Origin of the sequence: Sphingopyxis sp. BE235, from assembly GCF_031457175.1 — a bacterium.
Lineage (GTDB): Bacteria > Pseudomonadota > Alphaproteobacteria > Sphingomonadales > Sphingomonadaceae > Sphingopyxis.
The window spans coordinates 550,596-574,449 of sequence record NZ_JAVDWC010000003.1; the positions used below are offsets into that span (position 1 = coordinate 550,596).

Consider the following 23,854-nt stretch of genomic DNA (forward strand, 5'->3'; position numbering starts at 1 on the left):
TCACAGCTCCCTCGCGAAGAAGGCGGTCATTTCGCTCATGAAGGCCTCGGCATCGCCGGGCCGGCTGCCGATCGTCACGCCCTTGCGCCCAAAACCGGCCTTGGCGGCATAGCTCGTGAAATCCTTCGCCGTCAGCGCCGGGTCGGCTTGTCCAGTGCGTGGATCGATATAGATGCCCGTATCGGTCATGTAGATGGTCGGAAAGGTCGTGGAGGTGATCGCCCCGGGGATCGGCGTCGGCGGGACGTCTGCCCTGTCGAAGGCGTGGAGAGCGCCGGGCACGATCCGCATCGACGCCGCCTGGCCGCCGACGATCATCGCGTGAACCGCATCCTGGCATTGCTGAAGCGACACCCAGTCGTCGCGGTCGCCCTGAAGGACGAGCAACGCCGCCCCTCCGGACAGGCGCGCCGACTGGAACTGCGTCCCGCACCAGGGATAGCCGGCGACCACCGCGCGCAGCCCCTTGCCTGGCCCCAGCACCGCCTCGGCAAAGGGCGCGGCGGCGGCCATCATCACGGCCGTGCCGCCACGGCTTCCGCCGAGCGCGCCGATCCGCGCCGGATCGATGTCGCCTCTGGACTGGAGATAGCGGACCGCCGCCAGCACGTCATAAGTGCTGGCGACCCAGGTCAGCCGTCCCTGATCGGCGATGGTGTCCGCGATTCCGCGCGCGCGGAACGGATCGATGAGCAGTACCGCATAGCCTGCCGAATTGAGTGCGGCTGCCTCGGCCAGATGGTGCGTGCCGATATTTCCACTGCCCGGCACCATGATGATCGCGGGCAGTTCCTTCTCGCGGCGGACCGGGAGGAATATCTGCGCATTGAGTGTCACCGCCGGTCCTGTTTCCCCTTGAATCGTGGCCGCCCACTCGGTGGGCGTGCGACTTTCGAACGAGATGATCGTTCCTTTGATACCGTTCGAAAGCGTGACTGGCGCGGAAGCAAAGCTTGCGCCGCTGACGGTCGGTAAGGGGGCGTCCGCCCCGGCGGCGCCCGACGTCGGGCTGAGGCTTGCCAGCAAGGTTGCGGCCAGTAATCGTACAAACATCGAGTATCTCCCCATTCGCGCATGCAAGAAGGCGAATATTGGCGCATGGCCTGCCGGGGTCTGTCTTCAGGGGAACAATTGGATCACTCGCCACGCGCAAATTGTTCGAGCGCGGCTACATCCCGGACGACGATGCGCCCATAGCCCAGCTCTACCATGCCCCGGCTTGCGAGATCGCGCAGTATCTCGTTGATCCGGGGGCGCGTGGCACCGACCGACATCGCCAACTCCTCCTGACTGATATGGTCCAGCGGCGACACCGGCCCCGCATCCTCGCCATAGGGCCATCGACCGAGATCGCAGAGACGCGCGGCGACTCGCTGGACGAGCGGCAGGCCCATGCCTTCGATGATGAACTGAGCCAGCTTTCGCTCCGCCGCCAGTTCGGGCGCCAGCAGCAAGCGGTATGTGGCGACGTCGCGCTCGAAGATACGCGCCACGTCGGCAGGAGCCAGCGACAAGGTCCGGGCGCCATATCTCGCAATGCCTGAATAGGCGTGCGGCAGGCCGTCGAGGCAGCTCAGATAGCCGACCCACTCACCGGGATGGATGACGCCCATGATGACCGCCCGGCCATCGCGCGAATGGCCGACGACACGAATGTCGCCGGAGAAAACGCCGTGCAGGCCGGTCGGCGGGCCGTCTTGTTCGAACAGCGCCGCGCCGGGCGCGATCGTGCGCACGCTGCTCGCTTTGAAAACGGCCTGACGCACCGCTTCGGGCAGGGTCGCAAGCCAGCCGCCGCTGCGCAGCATCGCTTCGAATACAGCGGCTTTGTTCACCATCGAACCAATTGTCTCCCCAGGAACAGTCGCCGGCGATGCTGCCATGTAGCGCCATACAAGCACAAGTCGATGACCCGAAGCGCGCGGACGCATCAGGCATCCCGGTTCGCAGGAGGCCGTCCGTGCAGCATCAAGGGGGATAAGATGAACCGACCGAACCGCAACCTGTTTGCCGCCCTGTCAGGGATTTCCTGGCTGGCGCTTTGCCCGCCTGTCATGGCACAGCAGAACGAGGCGCCCGCCACGGCCGTGTCGGAAGAGGATGGCTCCGCCCCGGGTGACATCGTGGTCATGGCGCGAAAGCGGGAAGAGCGGCTTCAGGATGTGCCGCTGTCCATATCGGCAATTTCCGGCGACACTGTGGCCAATGAGCGGTTGTTCCGCATCAGCGACTATGCTGGAAAAATACCGAACTTCTCCGCGCTTCAGCAAAATACACGTACGTCCGGCCTCTATATCCGGGGCGTGGGCGGCAACGCCAACAATGACGGCGCGGAACCGGGCGTCGGGCTCATCGTCGACAATGTCTTCTTCACCCATGTGGGCTTCAGCTGGCTGGACTTCGTCGATCTCGATCATGTCGAGCTGGTGCGCGGGCCGCAGGGAACGCTGCTTGGCAAAAACACGACCATCGGTGCGCTGGTCGTTACCACCAAGAAGCCCAGCTTCGATCCGGGCCTTGAGCTGGAAGGCACGGTCGCCAACCGCAATCGCTATGAAATCCGGGCCAATGCGACAGGGCCGATTGCAGGCGACACGCTGGCCTACCGGGTCACTTTCTATAACACGAAGGGGGATGGCTGGGCCCGCAACGCATATAATGGCCGCAAGCTGCTGGACCTCAACCGCTGGGCGGTGCGCGGCCAATTGCTGTTCGAAAATGGCAACGTGACCAATCGGGTCATCGCCGAACATTATGAAACGTCGGAATATAACAACTTCTATTCGCCCTTCGCCGACGTCAATACGCTGAATGACGGCACCGTCCGCAATGGCTGGGAGCGGAAGATGCGGACCCTGTTCGGTTATGACCCGAACTATGATTTCCCCAACAATGCCAATTCCGATCAGCTCGGCCTGATGAAATCGAAGACCAACGGTCTGTCGAACCAGCTCGATGTGGAAATCGGCGATCATACGCTGACCTCGGTCTCGGCCTGGCGGGACTATAGCTATCGGCCCGATCATGACTCGGACCTGTCGCCCTTCTCGATCCTGAAGGCGGGGTTCGACCTCGACGTATCGCAGCTGTCGCAGGAAATCCGCCTGGCCTCGCCCACCGGCGGCGCGTTCGATTATCAGGTCGGCGGTTATTTTCTGCGCGAGAAGATCGACAGCAACAACCGCTCGCGGTTCCAGAAGGACGCGACCACCTATTTTCTCAGCCCGCTTTTACCGGCGTCGGTGCTCGACGGCGTGGAATATGACCAGTTCGGCCGCGCCAGGATCACCAGTTACGCCGCGTTCGGCCAGGCGAGTTGGCACGTCACCGATCGCGCGACGCTGACCGGCGGCCTGCGCTACACCATCGAGACCAAGGAAGCCTCCAATACGGGCAGCAGCTTCGGCGGAGAGACGCTCCCCGCCGGGCTGGAACCCTACCGCGCCGCGCTGGTCAGTGCTTTTGGCGGTCCTTTCCTTGTCGAAGGCAAACGGACCTACCGCTCCTTCTCCTGGCTGATCAATCCGTCCTACAAGCTGACCGACGATATTCTTGCTTATGCCTCGGTCAGCTATGGTGAAAAATCGGGTGCGGCCAATCTCTCTGCCCTGCCGGGCCGGCCGCTTTTGATCGATCCGGAAAAATCGACGGCCTATGAGATTGGTATCAAGACCAGCTTCGCCGATCGCCGCGGCACGTTCAACGTCGACCTCTACTGGAACGACATCAAGGATTATCAGGCGGGACAGATCGATCCGGACCGCCTCGCACTAGGCACCTATCTCGGCAATGCCGGCTCGGTTCGTATGCGGGGTGTGGAATTCGATGCGGCTTACCGCATCGATCGGCATTTCAACCTGTCGCTGAGCGGCGCCTATAACGATGCGATTTACAAATCCTATGCCAACGCGCCGGCACCGATCGAATATGGTTCCGGCATCCTCGACCTGTCCGGACAACGAACCGGCGCGCCGAAATGGTCGGGGCAAGCCAGCCTCAACTATGAAGCCCCGGTCACGTCGAACCTCAACATTTCGGCATTCGTGAACCAGAGCTATCGCAGCCGGACCAACCTCCTCAATCCGCTGTCCGTCTATGGCGAGCAGGAGGGATATGGGCTGACCAATGCCGGACTGGGCATCAAGGATCCCGACGATCGCTGGTCGGTGCAGATCTGGGGCCGCAACCTGCTCGACAAGATCTATGCCGTCGGCATCCAGTCGGCCAATCCCGTGGCACCCTTCTTCAAGATACCGGGCGATCGCCGCACGTTCGGCCTGACCGTGAAGGGGCGCTTCTGATTGGGTCTGACATAGACGTCACGATGGGTTTCGACCAGCATATGGTCATCTTTATCCCTTCACGCTCCGTCAAAAGCTTGGCGCGATCACCGCGACCTCACCTTGGTATGCGGCAGAAATGCGCCCAATATTGGTCATTCGAACGGATGTTGCATAATACCTGAAAGCTGACTTTCGGGAGCGGGCAAGAAAGTGCACAAGCTCGTCGCTAGGGGCGAGAAAATTATGGTTGCTTTCCCAACGCCTCTTCCAACTCACTGAGTGCGGCGAAAACTGGCTCGTCCACACTGTCTCCTTTGGAGTGCCTTCGGGCGAAGGCACGCATCGCGTTGACGCATTTTTCCAGCTTGGGTCTTATGTCGCTGTTGATGGCATTTAGGTCTCGCAGCTGGATGTCTTGCCCTAGCGCCGACGCAGTCTGCTGAAGTGCCTTCGCTCGATTTCGATCAACAGAAGCAGAGCGGCAGCATTTCGCTATCTTCCGGGTCAGCGGCTCGAGCTGGGCGGTCAGATCGTTGAAATGGACATTATGCTCGAAAAAGTCGCGCCGAGCGTTGGGGATGATCCGGCGGTCCAGAACGTGGATTTCAGCGACTGCCCAAGAATTGAACCGGGGTTCCGCGAAATAATCGATCAGGACTTGGTGGTCGCCGACTTGGATGTCGCCGGCCCTCAGCCGGATTCCTCCGATGCGCGCACGACGCGGCAGGGCGCCGAGATAATCGTGATGAACGATCCAGCCGACTGCGGCGACACCGCCGTCGCGGTCTTCGAAGGTTAGAAGTTCGCATTCCGAGATATGCCCGTCCTCATTGGCCTTTGCCGGGAATTGGTCGCGGTGGGGGCGCCGCAACGGTTCGCCGTCGTTGATCCGGATCTCTAGTTCGGGCAGCGGTGCGTGCGCCTTGATATGATGCTCGATAGCCGACGCGAAGGAGAAGGCGCGGTCGAACGGGACGGGTGCGACCTCGGCGAGATAATCAGCGATAAGTTCCTCATTAAGCAAGGCATCCCGTCGATGGTGTCGGACGATGTCGCGCAGCTCGACCTCAAAGAAATGTGGCGGGTCGGAGGGATCTGCAGGCTGCACCGTTAACGTGACAATATCGTCGACGACGCCTGGCAGATCATCATTCTGTCCGAGTGCGCGCAGCGCCGCTCGCAGCCGCATACAGTCCCAGCTGAGCTCTACAACCTCGGTGTCGCCTGCGGCGCGGGTCCGGAACAGGAGCTGGCGACAGTAGGCGAGGCCCGCGAGGCGGCCGATGCCCCGGAAACCGCGCGCATCCGTTCCGCGCTTGCGGCTTCCTCCGATCGCCAGAAGTCTCCGGGGAGCCTCGCTGACGGGTATGCCCGTGCCATCATCCGTAATGCGGACCGAGCGTGCATCATGGTCGATGCGGATATCTACCCGGCCTCTGCCTCGCGGTCCGTCGAGCCGTCGTGCCTCGATGGCATCGGCTGAGTTTTGTACATATTCGCGGTAGATCGTCAGCGGGTCAGTGTACATAGCGCTGCTGAGCAGCTCCAAGATGTCCTTTCCGATGACGACAAGGTCGCCCGGCGAGGCCGAGGCGCCCGTTCCGGTGATGGCTGGCGAGGCCGACGGTTGGCGCGCGGCCCGCTTCACAGACCGAGCCTTTCGGAGCCGACGGCGCGAGTGTGTGATGGAACGAACATGTCTTCTTCCTCTAGGCCGGCGTCCTCGACAAATTCATCTGGGGCAGGGGCGTCGGCCGGAATCTTCGTTGTCCGCGCCCGCTTGTCCCAAATCGCGCGCTCCGCATCCTTGCTCAAAGGGATGTAGAAATCGAGAACATGGCGGAGGAGGTCATCCTCCTCCTCGTCGCGAAGGTCGCGGAAGCGGCTGGGATGCCGCGACGAGAGCTTAGCGAGCAACTCCCCCTTCTGCGAGGGTGAAAGTCGGCGGATCGCCGCTTCATAATCGTCGAGCTGCCCTCGTCCGCCTTCCGCTTCGAACCATTCGCGATTGAAAATGAAATGCTGGGGCAGGAGCAAGATACGCCGGAATGCATCGACGTCGGCGCCGAAGGCACGGCGAAAAAACTCTGGCGCGCCGCTGACCACACCATGGGTTGCCTGCAGGACGAGCTGAAGCGAGCGCAGCTCATAGCGGGTCCAGCCGTCGCTGACGAAGCTGCGCTCGGGCAGGTCGGTCGGCTGGTAGCGCATGGGAAACGACCAGATTCGAATATCGAGTTCTTCGTTGAGCTGGACGTTGAGCCACATCCGCTCGAAGAGATCTGCGGGGTCGTCGCGGAAATTGTAGAGCATGTAGTTCGACAATTCGCGAAGGCCCGCATCGGCCGAGTATCGGATCGCCTGTTCATAGGGCTTCTTCAGCCCGAGATGATCGAAGGCGATGCGTAGCGGTTTCAGGCAAATCGTCGCAAGTTCCTGCAGATACATCGGATCTTTGCACAGGATACGGGCGTCGACGCCCTGGTTGAAATCGACCCGGCGCTTCGATGCCGTGCGTTCGCCCGGGCGCTTCAGCGTCGCGCCTGCTTCGAAACCGAGGTCGCGAATCTCGGCGATAATCTCGCGGAAGCGCGGCGACGCGACGACATTATTGTCCATCAAGGTAAGGTCGCGCTTCTCGCCGTGGCGCTCGCGAATGCCGTTCACATAGTGGGTGAGGGAAGCTGCGTCGCGCTGCGCACCTTCGAGCTTCGGTACCCCGCAGAAATGACATTTGCGGATGCAGCCCCGGGACGCATAGGCGAAATAGGCATCCTTGACCGGGTAAACATATTCGATCTGGTCGAGGATCGCATAGTCCGGGATCAGATCCTCGATCGGCGTTCCGCCAAGGTCGTCCGCGTAGAGGTCGCCGTAAAATTCGTCGAGCTGGAGGGCGGTTGCCGGGGGCTGTGTCAGCAGGCCCGAGATGAACCGCACCCCCCGCCAGCGCGCCTCTGTCTTGAACCGCTCGGTCATCAGCGACGCCGCAATGCCGCCGACGAAAACGCGGTCGGCGCGCCCGCCGACCAGCTTCAGCGCATAGTCGATCGTCTCGCCGATCTTGCGGTACTCGAAGGAAAATAGCGTGGTGACATAGACGCGGTCCCACACGCTCGCTTCGGCACGCGGGTCTTGCCCCTTGATGAAGGTGACATGGTCGCCCTTGCCATGGGGGCCGTGATAGGCCGCGATCTTCATCAGGCCGAGCGGCGGATATTTATTCTTGTAGCCCGGCTCGATCAGCAGAATCCTACGACCGGCCATGACGGTCTCCTGTGGCGGTCAATTTTACCTTCATGGTCATAGATCCCGGAACCGCTTCAGGAGCAATTGCCGCGCCTTGTTGAAGGTCCGGGTATCGAGGAGCGACTGGAGCACGTCGAAGACGATGTCGAGAATATCGCGGTGGGGCACGTCGCCGTTGTTGGGCGACGACCGGCGTGACGTGATCGTCGGCTTCAGGACAACCGATGCCTCTTGGGCGAGCGCGCGAAGGCGAACCCCGGACTCGCGGATATCGGTCTGTTGTTCCTCAGTATAATCGTCGAGGTTGAGATTCTCGAGGCGCTTCAAGGCCGCATTCAATTTGCGCTCGGTTGCCTTGCGATCCGGTGGGGGCTCGTCGGCCTGAGGATTTGCCTTCGGCTTCAGCGATTCCTCGACCTCCTTGATTTCCGTATCGGTCTGCAGTTTGACCTTGTCGAAATCCTTCGATTTCCGCTCCCGGCTCGCCTTGTAGGCCTCGCGGGCGAGCGGTACGATTTCAGCGAGAATCTGACCTTCTATCTCGCGCCAGGCCGTCGAGTCCTCGAGCCCGTCGCGACGCGCATTCGGAAAGACGGTGTCGCCTTCGATGAAAATCTCGCCAATGTGCCAGGCACTGAAGCGCGAATAGGATTTGCCGTGCTTTGCGAGGGTGCGGCTCAATATCTCCGCGTCGCCGAGCTGGATATTTTTCGTGCGCAGGCGGAAGCCTCCGAAGTCGTCCTTGACGATCCCGTATAATGCAGTCTCGGCGTGCCACCCCCACCAGCGCGAACCCGAAGCCTCGCCGCCGTTGAAGAAATTGATGCGGCGTATGGTCGCGGGTTTCGAACCGGCATGGATGGTCTGCTGGTAAGGCTTTCGCAGTTCCTCGCCCGGTTCGTCCGGCGGACCCAGAAAGACCGGAACCGTCGGAATGGTCTGGCCGATATTCTCGGCGTGCCGCTTGATTTCCTCGCCCGGTGCCCAGTGCGATTTATAGTCGACGGGCGCGACCATGCGCAGATAGTCCCCCAACGAGGCGATGTCTTTCATCTCGGCCGGCGTTTCCGAGAGGCCGTGGAGCGTGACGAGCGTGTAGTGATCGTCGAGGGCCTCGCCATCCCGCGTCTCGTGCGAAATACTGCGTCTGAAGACGGGCTCGAGCTCTTCATTTCCTTCGCGCAGGGCCTTGCGGATTTCAGAGCAGTTATAGGAGACGATGCTGGTAACGGCTTCTCCGGGGGCCTTGCAGGTAAATTCGAGCCTGTCGCAATAGGCTATGCCCGCGAGCCTTCCGATTCCGCGAAAACCGGCTTGGCGACGCGCGGTCTTTCGCGACGATCCGATCGAGGTCAGCGTCTCCCAGACCCTTTCAGCCGTGATGCTCGCACCATTGTCGCGGATTTGAATGAAGCCGTCGCCGCTCTCGGAAACTACGATATCGATGCGGGGCGGAGCCTGGAGCGCGACCGACCCGTCACGAGAACTCCTTATCGCGTCGAACGCATTTTGCACATATTCGCGGATCGCGTCGCGCGGCTCGACATACATGCCCGTCGTCAAGGTCTCGAGGACATAGGAACCGATCAGAAATTTCGGTTCCTCATCCGTCTTGGGCTGGGCTTCGCTTTCGTTCGTCATCTTTCATCCCTTCTCCATCACCGCAACTGCAGTCCGGTGCTGGTGCCCCAATCGATCAACCCGGTAAGCCCGTCCCAGCAGACGCTGTCAAATCGAGACAGACCCACGTCGAGTTGGCTCTCCGGAACGCAGAAATAGCCAGCGAGTGCATGGCGCAGATCCGCCACGCGCGCCTGCGTCACTCCGCCCATGATTCTGGTGAGCGACCGCGGGCTGTCGCGCGCGACATCTTCGAGCAGCGCAAGTTCGCCGAAGTAAAGACCCTTGAGTTCGCGCACGCCTTCAGCGTCCCGCTCGGCAACGGGCGACAGGCTGAGCTGTGGCGCGGCCGGATCCGGCGTCACCATAAAGAATCTGCGGCTCGGGCCGATGCGTTCTGCAAGGCTGGTGACCGCATCCCGCATTTGCGGGACGGTTTGCAGTGCGAAAACATCCTCCAGAGGCTCGCGGAGCGGCCGGTCGCGGAGCTTCCCTTGCGCATCATAATAGAGCGCCTCGATCGAAGCGCGTAGGATGGCCACGCGCGCCTCGCGGTTGATCCCGAACGATTCGGTGATGATTTCCCGAAGCAGGATGCTGGCGGCTTCGACATCCCTCTCGGCAGCCATCATCAAACGCTGCACGAAGGCCCTGACATCATCGATGGCGGCGTTCTTCATCAGCGCGTCGCGCAGCCCCGCGACGGCTTCCGTGGCGGCTGCGGGATCGCTGCTGGCGAGCGCTTCGACGAGCTGGCCTACATCAATGCTGGACACAGGTTCCGCAGGCTCGGGCGCTGCGGGTGCGTCAGTTTCGGCGCCATCAGGGGTCGTGGGCAAGGGGCTGACCGGTTCGGTCGGGGTAAAGGCAATCGGCTGATATGCGTTGAACAGATGCTCGGCGTCACCCTGAAAACTATGCAAGGTCTGAGCGAGCATGCCGAGGTTGAGGATCGCGAGCCCCGCATCCTCCCGCGCCTGTTTCATTTCGTGGACGAGCAGCGGAAGAGGGAGAATTACCTTCAAGCCATTGCGGCCATCATTTCCTTGCGGGCGACCGTTTTCCTCGATGACGGTTGGCGGCGTATAAACCCAGTCCTGCTTGTTGTCGTTGGTCAACAAGACCACGCTTCCACTTTCGAGTGTTCGCACATGATCGAGTATCTCGCGCCATATGATGAGGTCGCCGTATCGATTGTCGGCCGCTCGCTGCTTGTCCGCCTTTCCCTTGTCAAGGAAGCCGGGCGGGTGGCCACCGATCGCCCGAGCGGCGAATTCCGCATCCAGATTCGCGATGCCGCGGTAGATGTCGCTCTGCAGAACCGACTTGTTCACGACCTCGACGATCCAGTCGCTACAGTCTTCGACCGTTTGCCTTGCCTGGCGCAAAAGTCCCGCCTGCCGAAGCAGCGGCCGCGCAAGCGAGTCGAGATTGCCCAGATAGCTTAGCCGGTCGGACTGCTCGTCCGTCGCCTTGGCGCGGCCGTCGTCGACGTATCGCCGAGCCTCGACCTGCAGTGTCTCGACGGCTTGAATGGCCTGTTCGGCCGCTTTGGCCATTGGGATGAACAGCTCGGGCTTGGCCGATATCTTGCCAAAGACTTCATGCCCTACCCAGGCTGGTACGTGAAATCTGTTTCCGAGACCCGCAATCCAGCGGTCGAGGTCGCTGCGCGCAACGGGGTTAAGCGATGCTGCCGTAATCAGAAACGAAGTGTCGGCGAAGAAATGGTTATCCTTCGCCGTCAATGCCGTTCGCAATTGTTCGTTGAGTTCGGCGCGTTTTACCGAACGGGACTGCAGCATAATTCCCCCCTCTCGATTTGTTCGGCTGCTTGGCTGTGCCGAGTCAAGGGGGAACTGGGTTCAATTCTGCTGATAATTTTCTCGGATGTAGGGGCCCGGCACCGTCAAGCCGTAGCGGCGCGCCGAAATTGTCCGCGTACATCCCCTCGATCCGTTCGGTCTCGTCATCCGTCAGCGCTTCGAACTCCTTGTCGCGCGCGCGCAGAGAGGCGCCCCTCATTTTGGGCGAGGAATTTGCGCAGGAGCTCGACCTTGGTGGACGGCATGTCGACCAGCTGCTGCACTGCTCCGTTGAAGGCGTCGAACGCCTTGAGGAAACGGACCTCCTCGGGAAGGTCGTGCTCGAGAGTCTGTTCCACGCATTCGTATAGGAACTCGGCGTGGCGGCTGCAGTCGATGTAACGGTAATATTTGGCCGTTTCGTTGAGGGCGTCGACATTGCCCTGGTTCGTGCGCCGCCAGTTGATTTCGGGGAGCAGCCGCTGCGAATAACTTTCGAGGACCTCCCAATATTCGTCGACCGAGGACGAAGCCGCGATCTAAGCCCTTGCCGTTACGGGCACCTTGACATTTCCTGGAGATCGACTAGATCAAAAGGGGAACGGAGTAGGTCATGCAAGTTGCGACCGGAGAAGTGCCGAAAGCCTATGCCCGTCAAGGCGGGTGGCGGATTTCCGTCGATCGTGCCTGGCGTTCGCGACAGATGCGACAGACTTTTGAGGCTGATACCGGGACGGCTCCGCTCGATTCTACGGACGAGCGCCGCAATGCGTCCGGGGAGACTGCGGCATATTACGAGAACTTTCTCCTGTGGGCGACGCGCTATCTTCGGCTGGAAGAACAGGCTCCTGCGCCTATCCGTGCGAAGCTCCTGGGAGACTGATCAGCTCCGCTGGATCCGGATTCCGTGGATATCGCTTAGCAAGGCGACGGCCTTCAACAGGACAGCCTTCTTCGTGTCGTCGGCCTTCAGGGTCTTGATGGCTGCTTCGATATTTTCGCGCCGCCGGACCTTTGCAGCTGCGAATGCGGCATTCTTGTCGCGAAGCTCGCGGACCTCCTTATAGGCGGTGCCCAAGCGGGCGGCGTCGCGGGTGGCTTCCGCCACCGAGATGACGGTTCCAAGGCCCGGTGTCGCTTGCCCGATATCCTTGATGATGTCGTTCCTCGTCTCGATGAGCGTAGCCTTAGCGGTTTCTACGATCCTCGGTTGATAGGCGATTAGTTCGGTCAGGACATGATCCTCGAATTCCCGGGCCAGGCCGGCAGCAACCTCGGCAATGCCTTCGGCGTCGAGCGCGTGAAGCGCCTCTTCACCGTCCGGAAGCGCCGCCGCATTTCGGTAGTCGCGGATTATGCCGTCATATTTGTCCTGGAACCCGGTTTCCCTCAGGGCGTCGCCGAGCTTGTGTACGGTCGCGAAGTCAAGCGAGTCGATGATCTGCGATGGTGCGGCCATGGCGTGAATCGAATCGAGCGCGAACCCCATGAAAGCTTCAATGAATATGGCGGTCTCCGACAATTGTTCGGCGCTGCTGTCGCGGCCAGCCAGCATGCCATCGACTGCTCGGAAGGCTGATAGGGGATGGAGGTCGGTCCCGGCCTCGCATCTCACTACGCCGGTGCCGACGAGATGATAGCAGGTAGCCGCGAACTGAAGCATGGAATCCCGCGCCGCGGCTGGCAGGCCGCCGATATAGCTTCTCAGCGTAACGCTATTGCTGAGATCGAGCGCTGCAACCTCCTCAGCGACCTTCTCGACGTCTTCGCCTGACAGGCCCGCAGCGCGGAGCATAGCGACGACATGCGAATTCCCTTGCCTCAGCCCGGCCAGAAGAAGTGTTCGGAATTTCTCGCCGACATCCGCCAGCGCCCATGGCATGGCGGAAACAATGCTGGAATCAAGACGAGCGATATGATCGTCGAGGCGGCGGTCCGTAATGCCTGCCTCGCTGAGACCTTCATTCGACGCGATCAGGTCAGCGAGGCTTTCCTTGTCGGTACGAAACGCTGGCACGATCGCTTCGCCGGAGAAAAGGTCGGGGTGCTTGTCCATCAGCAGCACGCCGAGCGGCGAAACGAGATAGGCGCTGTTAAGCGTGACGATGCCCTTGGTGATCATCTTCACCTTGAGCGCGCGTGCGGCAAGCTCGACGCTTTCTTCCGGTTGCTCCGGATTGAAGTGTGACGGCAGCAAATCGGTCGAATAGATGCGAGGCCCACGGAGCTCCTCGGCTTTCACCACGCGCCGCGTATCAAGAAAATTCGCCAACGACTTGCTCCTGCGACTGATTGCGCAGCCATATCGGCAATCGACCGATTAATTCAATTGCAGTCGATCAATGAATTGCCTGTCGGCTATGATCACCTCTGCTCCAAAACCCGTCTGTCCGGTTTCGGCCAGAACTGCTTCAAAACAGACTCGTGAGCGGTTGACCAGTTTGACTGTTTGGCCGTGGCAGCGGGAATGGCCGCTTTAGCGGCCCGGCTGCGAATGACGCTCTAGCCTGAATTCGGAATGATCTCGACCGTCTGGACTGATCGTCGGCTTCCCTCGTTCAGAGGAGGAAGGGGGGTGAGGGCGGAGTGCGTCCAAAGGCTGATCGGCCTTCCGCGCAACCCATCCCACCAAGGAGAGCCACCGTGGCCACGCTCGCACCCACAACTGGAAATCCCGTTTCAGGCGCCTATCGCGTCGATATCTCCCGCGGCCGAAATATCGGGCGCGTATCTTCCGAATGGTTCTCGCGCCCCGACGATGAGCGCTATCTTTCGCTGACCGAGCTTTACGCGGCCGTTCGTGCCCGCGCCGACCGCTCCACCGCACGCGTCGTCGATAGCAAGGAAATCCGCGTCGAGGCGCGCAGCGACAGGCCCGAACGCCTCTCGCTCATCGTCCCCGGCGAGGAACGACCCGTTGCTCCAACCAACTGGTCGTTCGGCCAGCTTTGCAGCCTGGTCAGCGCACCCGCATCCTATCTGCGCGAACTGCCCGCGGCGCTCGCGGGGATCAACCTTCAGCACGGGCTCGTCGCGCACCGGGCCGAACAGGTCAAACTCTACCAGACCCACGATGGACGGACCGAACTGCGCGCTGCCACCGGTCCCGACTATGGCCGGATCTTCGATCACGAACTCGTCGCTGCGGTGATGAAGATCGCCGGAGATGGCGTCGGGCAGACCCGGTGGAAGGTTCCAGGCGTGCTCGACTGGTCGAACATGCACTATAATCCCTATGTCGACGTCAGCCGCGACACGACGACGCTCTATGCGTCCGATCGCGACGTCTTCCTGTTCCTCGTCGACGACACGCACCCGATTGAGGCGGGCAAGCTTCCGAACGGCGAACCCGATCTCTACTTTCGCGGCTTCTACAGCTGGAACTCCGAGGTCGGCGCCAAAACGCTCGGTATGGCGACCTTCTATCTCCGCGCCGTCTGCATGAACCGGAACCTCTGGGGCGTCGAGAATTTCGAGGAGGTCAAAATTCGCCACTCGAAATTCGCGGCCAACCGCTTCGCGCACGAGGCCGCACCGGCGCTCGAGAATTTCGCGGATTCCTCGCCGATGCGCTTCGTGAACGGCATCAAGGCGGCGCGCGAGCGCATCGTCGCCAGGAAGGACGAAGATCGCGAGGATTTCCTGCGCAAGCGGGGCTTTTCCAAGGCCGAGTCCGCCAAGATCGTCGCAACCGTGCTCAGCGAGGAAGGCCGTCCGCCCGAGAGCATCTACGACTTCGTGCAGGGCATCACCGCCTTCGCCCGCACCAAGACCCACCAGGACAGCAGGCTCGATACCGAGGGCAAGGCCCGCAAGCTCCTCGAAGCCGTCCACTGACATCCAGCGCCGCCGGGCGCGATTGTCCGGCGGTCCCCCTTCGAATGAGGAAAACTATGGCCGACGCACGCCACATCCTGCTTGCGACGATGCAGGACCTCATGTCCAACTATCTCGTCGACGAATGCCCCGATCATGTGACGTGGGAAGATTTCGATCCCGATATCGACGGTCTGCGATCCACCGTCATCGACCTGCTCGACAAGTTGCTGTCGCCGACCGCTCCGGCAGATATCATCACCTATGTCGTCGACGTCGATTTCTACAGCGGCGATGACTGCTTCGCGACCGAGGTCTTCACGATCGACGCTTCGACGCCCAATGGCGCCCAGCACCGCGCGCTCGATCTGTCGCTCGATAGCATCTACAATGACCCGCGCGTTCCTGACCTTTCAAGGAGGGCTTCGGCCCAGTCCACCGATGACGGCGCGGGCAGCCCGGAATGATCACCGACCGGACCCAGCGGTGGCGCAAGCGCCGGTGCCGCTGGGTGCCGGGCACTGCGGAAATCGACCCCGCAACCCTGTCCGTCGATATAATCGATACCCGGCGCGAGGCCGCGCCGTTCGTCAGGGAACATCATTATGCGGGGTCGATGCCGGTCGCACGGCTCTCGGTCGGCCTCTTCGCCAATGGCCGCGGTGGACGATCGGAACTCGTGGGCGTTTGCGTCTTCTCGCACCCGGTCAATAATGCAAGCGTTCCGAAAACGGCGGGTCTCGGCGATCCGCGCGCGGCGTGCGATCTTGGACGTCTCGTCATACTCGACAGTCAGGGCGCCAATTCGGAATCGTTCCTGGTGGCACGGGCGTTCCGGCTGCTCCGCCGTGAGAAACCCGAAATTCTGTCGGTCATATCCTATGCCGACCCGGTCAGGCGCGTCGATGCAGACGGACACGTGTTCCTTCCTGGCCATGTCGGCGGCCTCTATTCGGTGATGGGAAGCCGCTATATCGGCCGATCGAGCGCGTGCACCGACCTCATCCTGCCCGATGGCCGCCCCATATCGTCGCGGGCAATATCCAAGATCCGCAATGCCGAATGCGGTCAGAGATATGCGATGGAGGATTTGATCCGAGCCGGTGCCCGCGCGCCGCGCTTCGGCGAGGACCGCGGCGAATGGCTGGCCAGCCTCGAACGCACCGGCCTTTTGACACGGCGGCGCCATCCTGGCTGCCACGCCTATCTCTTTCCTTTGACGAAGGCGGCGGTGCCGAGCCTGCCGTATCCCATTCTCGACCGGGCGGCGACAGAAGGCGACGTCACGAAGCTCCCGCTCCTCGACCTCGCTGCCTAGGCGGTCCCTTCAGCGATCGGTGCTGGCGGCCCCAAAATCCGTTCGTTCAGGGAGAAAGCGAATGCACATCATCCAGATTCAAGGTCGGATCGACGTGCCTGACGGCACCACTCCAATACCAGGCATCGAGAACCAGTTTCGGCTTCCTTCAGGACAAATTGCCTCAGTTCACCCTGTAATCGAACTGGCAATCGGTCCCGATACGGATGACCACCGCGATCTCACCTATTCGGAAGCCGCAAGCATGGGAATCCTCCTCGACCTGTACGATCGAACAGCGACTCTCCGCACATCGAATTGAGCTCAGGCTCGACAATCCAGCACGGCCTGAAATTCTCGGCAAACAGCGACCGATAGCGCAGCCATCGTGGCAGCTGCATGGAGAAGAGGGGGATGGGGCTTGGGTGATCGTCCAATTCAGGAGGCGCCACCCATGAAAATCGAACTTCGCCGCATCACCTATAATTCCGCTCTGTCTCAGGAAACCAGCGCCTACACGGCTGACGTCTATATCGATGGCGAACTGGCCTTCCATGCCCGCAACCAGGGGAAGGGCGGCGCTGACTTCTTCCACAAGATCGGCCGCTGGACCGAGATGGAAGTCAACCAGTGGTTGCTCGCGAACCGGCCGCCGCGATCCTTCGGCAGGTTCAGCTATGATCACGACCTCGAGGTCGAAGTCGGCGATCTCCTGGCCCGCGAACTCGAACGCCGCCGGTTGAAGCGGCTGATGCGGACCTGTCTCGTCACGATCGAGCGCGGTCAGATCTACCAGTTCCCGCTTCGCAAGCGCCCGGTGGACACGATCATCAGCGCGGTCCGGGCGACCAATCCCGATGCGGTCATCGTCAATGGCGCGAGCGGCGATGTGCTCGCCCAGGCCGTCGAGGTTCTCCTCTCACAGAAATGACCTGTCGCCACGAACCCCAAGGAATCCGAACATGGCCAACAACTATGTCGAGACGGCCTTCAATGTGCCCGTCACGCCCGAAGAAGCATCGCTGCTCGAGGAATGCTTTCTTGTCGCCGAGAAACTGTCCCCCGGTTTCAGCAAATCATCGCGCGCGGCGATGCAGGCGCTCGAGTCACTCTGCGCCGCTTGCAGCGATGCCTTCCGCAAAACATTCCCAAAGCAAGATCAGGAGGAAAATCCGTTCGCGTCCTTCCTCGAACTCTGGCTCGATCCTGATGTTCCTACTTTCGATGCGGACATCACAATCGACGAAGAGCGCGACGATACGGGCCTCGTCGCGTTCATTCGCGGACATGAAGCCGATGTTCAGGCGATCGCATCGCTGATCCAGAAGGTCTGCAAAAGCGCGCTGCCATTCGGTTTCGAGTGGGCCTCAACCTGCGACAAGTTCAGGCCGGGCCAGCATGGCGGCGGATATTTCGTGATCAGCGACACGCAAATTCTCGGCGCCTCGACCCGCGAGATGATGGACGAAACCCTTCGATCGCTCCGCCCGGGAGTGAGGACGTGACCGGCATCGCCAGCGCGAGCGTGACGCACTATGTCGATGTGTGGGACGAGCAAATCATGTGGCAATCGGCCTTTTCCGCCTATGAAAAGACGAACGGAATCGCCGACCAGCCCGATTTCGAACTGATGTGTGGGACGCAGCACAAGCCCGATATCTGCGCCTGCCTCCAGATGATCTTCGATCCCGGCACCAGCCCGATGGGCGTCCAGAACGAGGATTGCTGCGCCGAGCTGATCGAGAATAGCGGACCGGAGCTGACCGAATGAAGCGGGAGGAGAGGGGGATGGGCGTGGGCGGGCGCGATGGGGCGTCCGGAGGCAGGAGCCTATTCCATGGCCTACGATATCGCGTTCCGATTCCAGCAAGCGCTCGATCCTTCGGGCTTGTCGACGCTTCCGGCCTGTCTCCACGCGCTGACCACCGCGATCAAAGATTGCCGGAACGCCGGTAAGTCCGACGATCTCGATCCGGCCGTGATTTTGCTCGCGCGCCATCTCGGCGCCGTAGCGAGAGACTTGGGAGAGAATGACAGTCTGCTTCGCCGCGTCTGCATGGACCGGATTGCCGACATGCGAGGCAAATCCGCCCTTGCGGTGCTCGCGCAGAAGGGCGTCAGCTATGACGAGCAGGCCAAGAAGCTCTTCCATAGCGATGGCCGCAAGGCGTTGAAGCGACTCGGCGACGCCCTTTGCCTCGCCGACGGAAGCTATGACCTGCGCTCGAACAAGGGCGGCATCGCCGTCAGCGGCGAGATCATCCTTCATGGCGAAGACATCTATGTCCAGCTCGGCCTCGGCATCGGGTCGGGCCGCGAGGTGATGTTCCGCCGTGTTGCAGGACGACGCGACTATTGCGGCGACCGCAATCATTGGGCTGCCATTGGCGAACTGCTCGAGCCCGATCGCCTCGCCGTCCGCATCCGCCGCGACCTCCATCTCCCCAATCCCGGAACGCCGCCCCTGCGGCTCGTCGCCTGAGGAGTAAATCGATGGAAATCCTTGTCTCCCGTTCCCGCCTCGCGGGGACGCCGCCCCATTATGTCTACCGCGTCCTGGTCCCCGTCGACGGCGTGGCGGCTGAACGCCGCGCAATGGGCGGCGTTTCGGTAGCGCCCAGGGTCGCGGGGCGGATCGCATGTGTTCGCGTGGCGCCCGTCGTGGCGCCCGAGCGCTATTTGATGATGAGCCCCGTCGAACGTGCGGCCCTCGCGCCGCGCATCGGGGCGCTCAGCCGCAGGATCGAATTGCTGATCATCCGCTCGATCTTCCCCGAGATGACCGCGGACTCGGTGCCGATCATATTCGAGCTCGACCATGACCCAGGCGATGCGTGCGTCTGGATCCAAATCGCGGACCTCACGGCCGCATTCGATCGCCTTGAGTCCAACCTCGACATTCTCACGGCCTTCGACCTCGGTCTGCGTCAGGGCGACAATCTGCGCGCCGCCTGATGTCGGCCGGCCGAGTCCACGAAACCTGCAACCTCGTCATGAAGTCACTCAAAAAGAAAGGGTCTGAAATGACCGTTATCGGACATAATCACATACGAAAGGTCGAAACGTTCGACGGCTACGATATTATCGCGCACCCGCTACCGGCACGCGATGAACGCGTCTATTATCCGACGGAACCGGACAGCTGCAGCGCAGGCGTCACCTATGCCTCGCACGATGTGATGGTCGCAAGGCCGACCGGCATCGGCAAGAAGGGCCGCCTCGCCATATTGATGCACCATGGCGGCGGCCGCCATGTTCTCGAATTCTACGAGGGGCTTTTGCCGGTCGCTTCGGCCCTGCTCGCTCTTCCCGAGCGCGAGCAATATGCGCTTGCCTATACGATCTTCGAGCAGGCCGACGAATGCGCGGCGGGCATGCGCGCCGCCGAGGCGCGGCGCTGGGCCGAGGCCCATGTCGATGGCCGCATCCGCAAGCGCCGCCGCGGTCGCTCACAACAGGTCTATGTCGAAACCGAAGCCGAGCGAGCCATTCGCCGCAGCCGATAACGGGCGCCATCTTGGCGGGCCTATGCGCCTGCTTCCCGAATGCCGGGAGGGAAGGGGGGAGCGGATCGATGCGGCAGCAATGATGTTGCCGGGCAACCGGAGATCCTGACATGGCGCTTCCCAGCGAGATTCGTCCATCAGTCGGCGATGAACTCATCACGAAGGTATCGCGCCTGTTCAACGGGACGATCACCGATGTCCTCAACGAGCTGTTCCAGAATGCCCGCCGCGCGGGCGCCGGACGGATCGAAGTTCATGTGCGCGATCATGAGGGCGGCTCGAGCCTCCACATCGCCGACGATGGCCGCGGTGTCGACGACCCTGCTTCCTTCGTCACGCTTGGGCGCTCTGGCTGGAGTGACGAGATCGCGCAGCGCGAGGACCCGGCCGGCATGGGTGTGTTCAGCCTTGCCGGCAGGACCGTGACCGTGCGGTCCTTCTCGCGGGTCGCAGACGAGGGCTGGGCAATGACCATCCCAGCGGACGCCTGGGAAGGAACGCAGCCTCTGGCTGTTGAAAGCTGTCGGATCCGGGCGGGGACAGAGATCATCATCGCCATGCCCAAGGAATGGCTCTGCAATCTTCGCGCCCAGGTCGAGGCCGCTGCGCGGCATTTCCCGCTTCCGATCCATTTTCACGGCGAACTTCTGCCGCGCGAAGATTTCCTCGAGGGAGCCCATCGCGTCGAGGAATGGAATGGTTGCCGGATCGGCATCTTTCGGGGCAGCTATGACCTCGTGAATGAGCCGCGCATCAATTTTCACGGCGTCAAGGTCGCCTGTCGATTGCCGTCGGTCAAAGAAGTCGATGCTTCGTATCCGTGGACCGCCCGGATTGATATCGTCGACGCCCCATCGTTGCAGCTCGTGCTCCCCGCGCGCAAGGAAGTGGTCGACAATGCCGCACTGGGCGCGCTGCGGGCCGCCGTTCAGACCGCCATCTATCGAACGATTGGATCCGAGGGCAGCCATCGTCTCTCATTCCAGAACTGGCAGCGCGCCGCGGACCTCGGCATCGAACTTCCCGAAGCCAGCGCCTGGCTCTACGAATGGCGCCCGTGCACCGCGGACGATCGTGGCGGCGCCGAGGGCGCCCGCATCGAGGCCGTCCCGATGATCCTGGTTCCCGATCATGACGCCGATATCGAGCAATGCGCGGCGCCGCTGCTGACCGAAGATCGGCTCGGCTTGCGTGCCGTCCGCGCCGAGGACGCTTTCTCGGGCTACACATGGTATGATGGCCTTCCCCGCGTCACGGGCCTGTCCTTTGCGACCGAGATTGACGGGCGGCAGATTCACTACGCCGACGGCGATGTGATTTTCCCGGACATTTTGTCCGGACGCGTTCCAATGATCACGCTCGAAGTTCCAGTCGTCCGCTGCGCCGCCTCCGACGAGCCGATCGTGACGCTGTGCTTCCCGGTCGATATGCTGGTCTGCGCGAATGGCGGAACGAGTCTTGATGAAACCCATGTCTTCGTTCGCGAAGGAGCCTCTATCGCACCGGCGGCGCTTGCGCAGAAGATCGAGGACTGTTGTTTCGCCTACGACGAGGATTGCATCAGCGACAGCTGGCGCACCCAGCAACGCGATTTCGAGCGCGATGCCCGAAAATTTGCAAATGAACTGCTTCTTGGAGCCGATGAAGCGCTGGCGGAGAATATCCGCGCCGTCTTCGCCGAAGAGGTTCAATGGATGATCCCGATCGGGCGGCGGCTCACGCTCGAGGCCCACCAAGGCGATGTGCGGGTCGCGCTGACGGCCAATGACGCTGACCCTGAAATCACCACGGCATGACCATGCCCAAACCCTGATCCGAGCGGGCGAACCGGTGGTCGCCCGCTCGGCCCGATTCCCGAGGAGTCACTCCCGTGGCGGAAGATGAATTCGACAATCTCATCGACAACGCGACCCATGCGGTCAACAATTTGATCCCATCCTCGCTGCTCGCCGGAATGGATGCCGAGGGGCGGTCGAATCTCTTGATCCTGATCAACGATGCCCTTGCGCCCATCTTGCGCGACCTCGGTCCTCCCGAGGGTGGCGACGCTGGCTCCGCGAGGACGCGCCTTTCGACGATGGCCACCTTCATTTCCGAACTGATCGAGACGCATGTCGACAAATGCGAAGACGTCGGGTGCGGTCCGGACGAGCGCCCGGCGCACATCGTGTCCGAGACATTCGGTACGCAGGCCCAGATCGCCAGCATCGCGACCAGTTCGAGGATCGATGCCGCGCATATTCATATCGTGCTCGAAGGCGGCGATGCCTTCCGGCTCAAGATCGAACGCGTCGGCGCCTGAAGGCGGGCCTCCCTTCATTCCCTTCGACTGGACCTTGTCATGGCGAACGCTGAACCATCGACCCAATTGTCGCCGCGGCGCGCGGAACTCGCCTCGTTCGAGCGCTGCTATGCGGTCGCTGTCAGGAACCGCCTCGCCAGCGGCTGTATCCAGTTCATCGTGAGCACCGGGGAGGCGCTGCGGCCCTTCAGGGTTTCGTCGCGGCCGCCCGAAAAGGGCGAAAACTTGACAACCCTCGTAGCCTGACCGGCCCGAAGCGGAGGAGGGAAGGCGGGGTCATTGGCACGATCCTCTGAAGGGTTTTCGCCGATGACATCTTCACGCCCACATCATTCGCACCACTTCTTGCGGCGATCGCTCGACTGCCGGAACCGCTGATATGGCTGCCGCGCTCGCCCGCCTCGCGTCTGGTGTCTGGCTACGCCCCTGCCTTACGGACGATCCTGCGCTGCCACGCACGCCGGTCATCGCCGCGTGGGGTATGGGACTCGACAGCACGGCGATGATCATCGAGTGGGTCGCGCGCGGCAGGCCCCTCGACCTCGTATTGACGGCCGATACCGGCAGCGAGCGTCCGGAAACCTATGACTATCTCCCGATATTCCAGCGCTGGATGGACGTCCGCGGCATCGCGCACGAGATCGTCCGCTACGCGCCGAAGCGCTTCAAGCATTGGCCACCCTATTTCTCGTTGCTTGAAAACTGCCTGACCAACGCGACGTTACCCTCGATCAGTTTCGGACGGCACAGTTGCAGCCAGAAATGGAAGATCCAGCCGCAGGACAAATGGGTCGAGAGCTGGGATCTCGCGAAACAGGCTTGGGCGCGCGGTGACAAGGTGATCAAGCTCATCGGCTACGACGCTTCGCCAGCGGACAGCCGCCGGTATGCGCACCGCGAGGGACATGTCGACCCGCGCTATGACTATTGTTACCCCTTACGCGACTGGGGCTGGGACCGGCATCAATGCACGGCTCGCATCAAAGCCGAAGGTCTTCCCGTTCCCGTCAAGTCGAGCTGCTTCTTCTGTGCGGCCATGAAGCCGCACGAAGTGCAGACCTTGCCCGCCTGGTGTCTGCGACTGATCGTTCTCATGGAAGCGCGCGCGGCACCCCGACTGATCAATGTCGAAGGCCTGTGGCGACGGTCCACTGGTGCGCGTCCCGGTACGATGACCGAATTTATCCGGGGACGCGGCCTTTTGCCGCCCCTCGAGATTGCCGCGATCGTGAACGGCGCCCCCGTCGCCCTCGTCGAATTCCAAGCCGTCGCGGCACAGTTTCCAGTCGAAGCGCGCCCGCCGCTGCGCGAATGGATCGACCGGTTCAACGAAGGTGTCATGCGGCTCGCTGCGTGACCGTCGAGAACCGCGGACCCGACTTCGTCGCCCGAACCGCAGACTCTGTTCATCGGATGGTTTCTGATCCGAGCTCACCACCCAAGGAACTCACTATGGAAACTGGACAATATCTTGTGCTCAGTACCGCACATATTCGCTGTGCGACCGGGCAGATACTCACCGCCTGGGCGGATTATCCGCCACACAAGCAACCGTTGCCAGTGGCGCCGACGCAATATGGCTGGTTCCTTCATACGATGACGCCGCCGCCCGAAGCGCAGCGCCGCCTCCCCAAAGAATTGCCCCCGATCCTTGCGTTCGGCCGCGACAACGGCTGCGATTATGTGCTGCTCGACAGCGACGGCCCGACCGAAGACTTGCTCCCGACTTTCCCGTGGTAGGGCACAGAAATTGGCAGCCTCGTTACGGTTCAGCATCGGACTGCGGTTTTACTTGCATTTGTTCCCGGCAAAATGCCTGCTATTGGACAAGTTAGATAGCTTGGTATTCTGAAGGGTGAACTCATGGACGATTCCGAAACGCTAGGGCTGAGACTCATTCAGAGCCAGAAGGCCAAGGTAGTGACCAGCGCGACGGCTGACAGGAAGTTGGCGGCGAGCTTGTCGTAGCGTGTGGC

General features: G+C 61.6%; 24 protein-coding genes. 16 read left to right on the forward strand and 8 right to left on the reverse strand.

Annotation, left to right across the window (positions count from 1 at the left end):
• Nucleotides 1-837: a dienelactone hydrolase family protein gene (locus J2X38_RS16200; protein ID WP_158514389.1), complete on the reverse strand. Its 837-nt coding sequence runs from the start codon at nucleotides 835-837 to the stop codon at nucleotides 1-3.
• Between the two features lie 299 nt (nucleotides 838-1,136).
• Complete coding sequence (locus J2X38_RS16205) at nucleotides 1,137-1,736, reverse strand: Crp/Fnr family transcriptional regulator (RefSeq protein WP_310255448.1); 600 nt, start codon at nucleotides 1,734-1,736, stop codon at nucleotides 1,137-1,139.
• Between J2X38_RS16205 and J2X38_RS16210 the strand changes: the two genes are divergently transcribed.
• A complete protein-coding gene (locus J2X38_RS16210) occupies nucleotides 1,638-4,301 on the forward strand; it encodes a TonB-dependent receptor domain-containing protein (protein ID WP_081997377.1) in 2,664 nt (887 codons plus the stop codon). The two genes, J2X38_RS16205 and J2X38_RS16210, sit on opposite strands and share 99 nt — an antisense overlap.
• A 223-nt stretch (nucleotides 4,302-4,524) precedes the next feature.
• On the opposite strand, the gene J2X38_RS16215 is transcribed toward J2X38_RS16210, so the two are convergent.
• The 6 genes from J2X38_RS16215 to J2X38_RS16240 all read right to left on the reverse strand — a co-directional run bounded on the left by J2X38_RS16215 (nucleotide 4,525) and on the right by J2X38_RS16240 (nucleotide 13,229).
• Complete coding sequence (locus tag J2X38_RS16215) at nucleotides 4,525-5,931, reverse strand: ATP-binding protein (RefSeq protein ID WP_052208318.1); 1,407 nt, start codon at nucleotides 5,929-5,931, stop codon at nucleotides 4,525-4,527.
• Nucleotides 5,928-7,550 (reverse strand): radical SAM protein, encoded by a 1,623-nt coding sequence (locus J2X38_RS16220; protein WP_039575682.1) that lies wholly within the window; start codon nucleotides 7,548-7,550, stop codon nucleotides 5,928-5,930. Before J2X38_RS16220 ends, J2X38_RS16215 begins: the two co-directional genes overlap by 4 nt.
• 36 nt (nucleotides 7,551-7,586) lie before the next feature.
• On the reverse strand, nucleotides 7,587-9,173 hold the full coding sequence (locus J2X38_RS16225; protein ID WP_039575681.1) for an ATP-binding protein: 1,587 nt from the start codon (nucleotides 9,171-9,173) through the stop codon (nucleotides 7,587-7,589).
• A 17-nt stretch (nucleotides 9,174-9,190) separates the two neighbouring features.
• On the reverse strand, nucleotides 9,191-10,957 hold the full coding sequence (locus J2X38_RS16230) for a PIN-like domain-containing protein (RefSeq protein ID WP_039575678.1): 1,767 nt from the start codon (nucleotides 10,955-10,957) through the stop codon (nucleotides 9,191-9,193).
• 164 nt (nucleotides 10,958-11,121) lie between these two features.
• Nucleotides 11,122-11,316: a hypothetical protein gene (locus J2X38_RS16235; RefSeq protein ID WP_039575676.1), complete on the reverse strand. Its 195-nt coding sequence runs from the start codon at nucleotides 11,314-11,316 to the stop codon at nucleotides 11,122-11,124.
• 524 nt (nucleotides 11,317-11,840) lie between these two features.
• A complete protein-coding gene (locus J2X38_RS16240; RefSeq protein WP_039575668.1) occupies nucleotides 11,841-13,229 on the reverse strand; it encodes a hypothetical protein in 1,389 nt (462 codons plus the stop codon).
• Nucleotides 13,230-13,600: 371 nt separating this feature from the next.
• Between J2X38_RS16240 and J2X38_RS16245 the strand changes: the two genes are divergently transcribed.
• From J2X38_RS16245 to J2X38_RS16315, 15 genes are all read left to right on the forward strand, one after another.
• Nucleotides 13,601-14,794: a hypothetical protein gene (locus J2X38_RS16245; protein ID WP_039575666.1), complete on the forward strand. Its 1,194-nt coding sequence runs from the start codon at nucleotides 13,601-13,603 to the stop codon at nucleotides 14,792-14,794.
• 56 nt (nucleotides 14,795-14,850) lie between these two features.
• On the forward strand, nucleotides 14,851-15,240 hold the full coding sequence (locus J2X38_RS16250) for a hypothetical protein (RefSeq protein WP_052208316.1): 390 nt from the start codon (nucleotides 14,851-14,853) through the stop codon (nucleotides 15,238-15,240).
• The gene (locus J2X38_RS16255; RefSeq protein WP_039575664.1) at nucleotides 15,237-16,091 is read left to right on the forward strand and encodes a hypothetical protein; all 855 of its coding nucleotides are present in this window, start codon (nucleotides 15,237-15,239) and stop codon (nucleotides 16,089-16,091) included. The genes J2X38_RS16250 and J2X38_RS16255 overlap by 4 nt, the downstream gene beginning before the upstream one ends.
• 61 nt (nucleotides 16,092-16,152) lie before the next feature.
• Complete coding sequence (locus J2X38_RS16260) at nucleotides 16,153-16,392, forward strand: hypothetical protein (RefSeq protein WP_081997376.1); 240 nt, start codon at nucleotides 16,153-16,155, stop codon at nucleotides 16,390-16,392.
• A 99-nt stretch (nucleotides 16,393-16,491) separates the two neighbouring features.
• Entirely contained in the window at nucleotides 16,492-17,001 is a 510-nt protein-coding gene (locus tag J2X38_RS16265) for a hypothetical protein (RefSeq protein WP_310255457.1), read from the forward strand.
• Between the two features lie 64 nt (nucleotides 17,002-17,065).
• Nucleotides 17,066-17,575: a hypothetical protein gene (locus tag J2X38_RS16270; RefSeq protein WP_310255459.1), complete on the forward strand. Its 510-nt coding sequence runs from the start codon at nucleotides 17,066-17,068 to the stop codon at nucleotides 17,573-17,575.
• Nucleotides 17,572-17,841, forward strand: a complete 270-nt coding sequence (locus J2X38_RS16275) for a hypothetical protein (RefSeq protein WP_039575656.1) — start codon at nucleotides 17,572-17,574, stop codon at nucleotides 17,839-17,841. Before J2X38_RS16270 ends, J2X38_RS16275 begins: the two co-directional genes overlap by 4 nt.
• A gap of 66 nt (nucleotides 17,842-17,907) precedes the next feature.
• Complete coding sequence (locus J2X38_RS16280) at nucleotides 17,908-18,552, forward strand: hypothetical protein (protein ID WP_039575653.1); 645 nt, start codon at nucleotides 17,908-17,910, stop codon at nucleotides 18,550-18,552.
• A gap of 11 nt (nucleotides 18,553-18,563) precedes the next feature.
• On the forward strand, nucleotides 18,564-19,025 hold the full coding sequence (locus tag J2X38_RS16285; RefSeq protein ID WP_039575651.1) for a hypothetical protein: 462 nt from the start codon (nucleotides 18,564-18,566) through the stop codon (nucleotides 19,023-19,025).
• A gap of 68 nt (nucleotides 19,026-19,093) precedes the next feature.
• Nucleotides 19,094-19,576, forward strand: coding sequence for a hypothetical protein (locus tag J2X38_RS16290; RefSeq protein WP_039581098.1), 483 nt, complete (start codon nucleotides 19,094-19,096; stop codon nucleotides 19,574-19,576).
• 110 nt (nucleotides 19,577-19,686) lie between these two features.
• Nucleotides 19,687-21,372, forward strand: a complete 1,686-nt coding sequence (locus tag J2X38_RS16295; RefSeq protein WP_039575647.1) for an ATP-binding protein — start codon at nucleotides 19,687-19,689, stop codon at nucleotides 21,370-21,372.
• 74 nt (nucleotides 21,373-21,446) lie between these two features.
• A complete protein-coding gene (locus J2X38_RS16300) occupies nucleotides 21,447-21,878 on the forward strand; it encodes a hypothetical protein (protein ID WP_039575644.1) in 432 nt (143 codons plus the stop codon).
• Nucleotides 21,879-21,917: 39 nt separating this feature from the next.
• The gene (locus tag J2X38_RS16305) at nucleotides 21,918-22,124 is read left to right on the forward strand and encodes a hypothetical protein (RefSeq protein ID WP_039575641.1); all 207 of its coding nucleotides are present in this window, start codon (nucleotides 21,918-21,920) and stop codon (nucleotides 22,122-22,124) included.
• 235 nt (nucleotides 22,125-22,359) lie between these two features.
• Nucleotides 22,360-23,235, forward strand: a complete 876-nt coding sequence (locus tag J2X38_RS16310) for a hypothetical protein (protein WP_228383923.1) — start codon at nucleotides 22,360-22,362, stop codon at nucleotides 23,233-23,235.
• Nucleotides 23,236-23,330: 95 nt separating this feature from the next.
• Nucleotides 23,331-23,618: a hypothetical protein gene (locus J2X38_RS16315; protein WP_039575639.1), complete on the forward strand. Its 288-nt coding sequence runs from the start codon at nucleotides 23,331-23,333 to the stop codon at nucleotides 23,616-23,618.
• Nucleotides 23,619-23,854: the final 236 nt, after the last annotated feature.

Excerpts from the sequence above, each read along its gene's own strand:
- J2X38_RS16210 (WP_081997377.1), top strand. The coding sequence starts at position 1,638 with ATGGCCGACGACACGAATGTCGCCGGAGAAAACGCCGTGCAGGCCGGT.
- J2X38_RS16220 (WP_039575682.1), bottom strand. The coding sequence starts at position 7,550 with ATGGCCGGTCGTAGGATTCTGCTGATCGAGCCGGGCTACAAGAATAAA.
- J2X38_RS16225 (WP_039575681.1), bottom strand. The coding sequence starts at position 9,173 with ATGACGAACGAAAGCGAAGCCCAGCCCAAGACGGATGAGGAACCGAAA.
- J2X38_RS16230 (WP_039575678.1), bottom strand. The coding sequence starts at position 10,957 with ATGCTGCAGTCCCGTTCGGTAAAACGCGCCGAACTCAACGAACAATTG.
- J2X38_RS16250 (WP_052208316.1), top strand. The coding sequence starts at position 14,851 with ATGGCCGACGCACGCCACATCCTGCTTGCGACGATGCAGGACCTCATG.
- J2X38_RS16255 (WP_039575664.1), top strand. The coding sequence starts at position 15,237 with ATGATCACCGACCGGACCCAGCGGTGGCGCAAGCGCCGGTGCCGCTGG.
- J2X38_RS16260 (WP_081997376.1), top strand. The coding sequence starts at position 16,153 with ATGCACATCATCCAGATTCAAGGTCGGATCGACGTGCCTGACGGCACC.
- J2X38_RS16280 (WP_039575653.1), top strand. The coding sequence starts at position 17,908 with ATGGCCTACGATATCGCGTTCCGATTCCAGCAAGCGCTCGATCCTTCG.
- J2X38_RS16285 (WP_039575651.1), top strand. The coding sequence starts at position 18,564 with ATGGAAATCCTTGTCTCCCGTTCCCGCCTCGCGGGGACGCCGCCCCAT.
- J2X38_RS16290 (WP_039581098.1), top strand. The coding sequence starts at position 19,094 with ATGACCGTTATCGGACATAATCACATACGAAAGGTCGAAACGTTCGAC.
- J2X38_RS16295 (WP_039575647.1), top strand. The coding sequence starts at position 19,687 with ATGGCGCTTCCCAGCGAGATTCGTCCATCAGTCGGCGATGAACTCATC.
- J2X38_RS16305 (WP_039575641.1), top strand. The coding sequence starts at position 21,918 with ATGGCGAACGCTGAACCATCGACCCAATTGTCGCCGCGGCGCGCGGAA.
- J2X38_RS16310 (WP_228383923.1), top strand. The coding sequence starts at position 22,360 with ATGGGACTCGACAGCACGGCGATGATCATCGAGTGGGTCGCGCGCGGC.
- J2X38_RS16315 (WP_039575639.1), top strand. The coding sequence starts at position 23,331 with ATGGAAACTGGACAATATCTTGTGCTCAGTACCGCACATATTCGCTGT.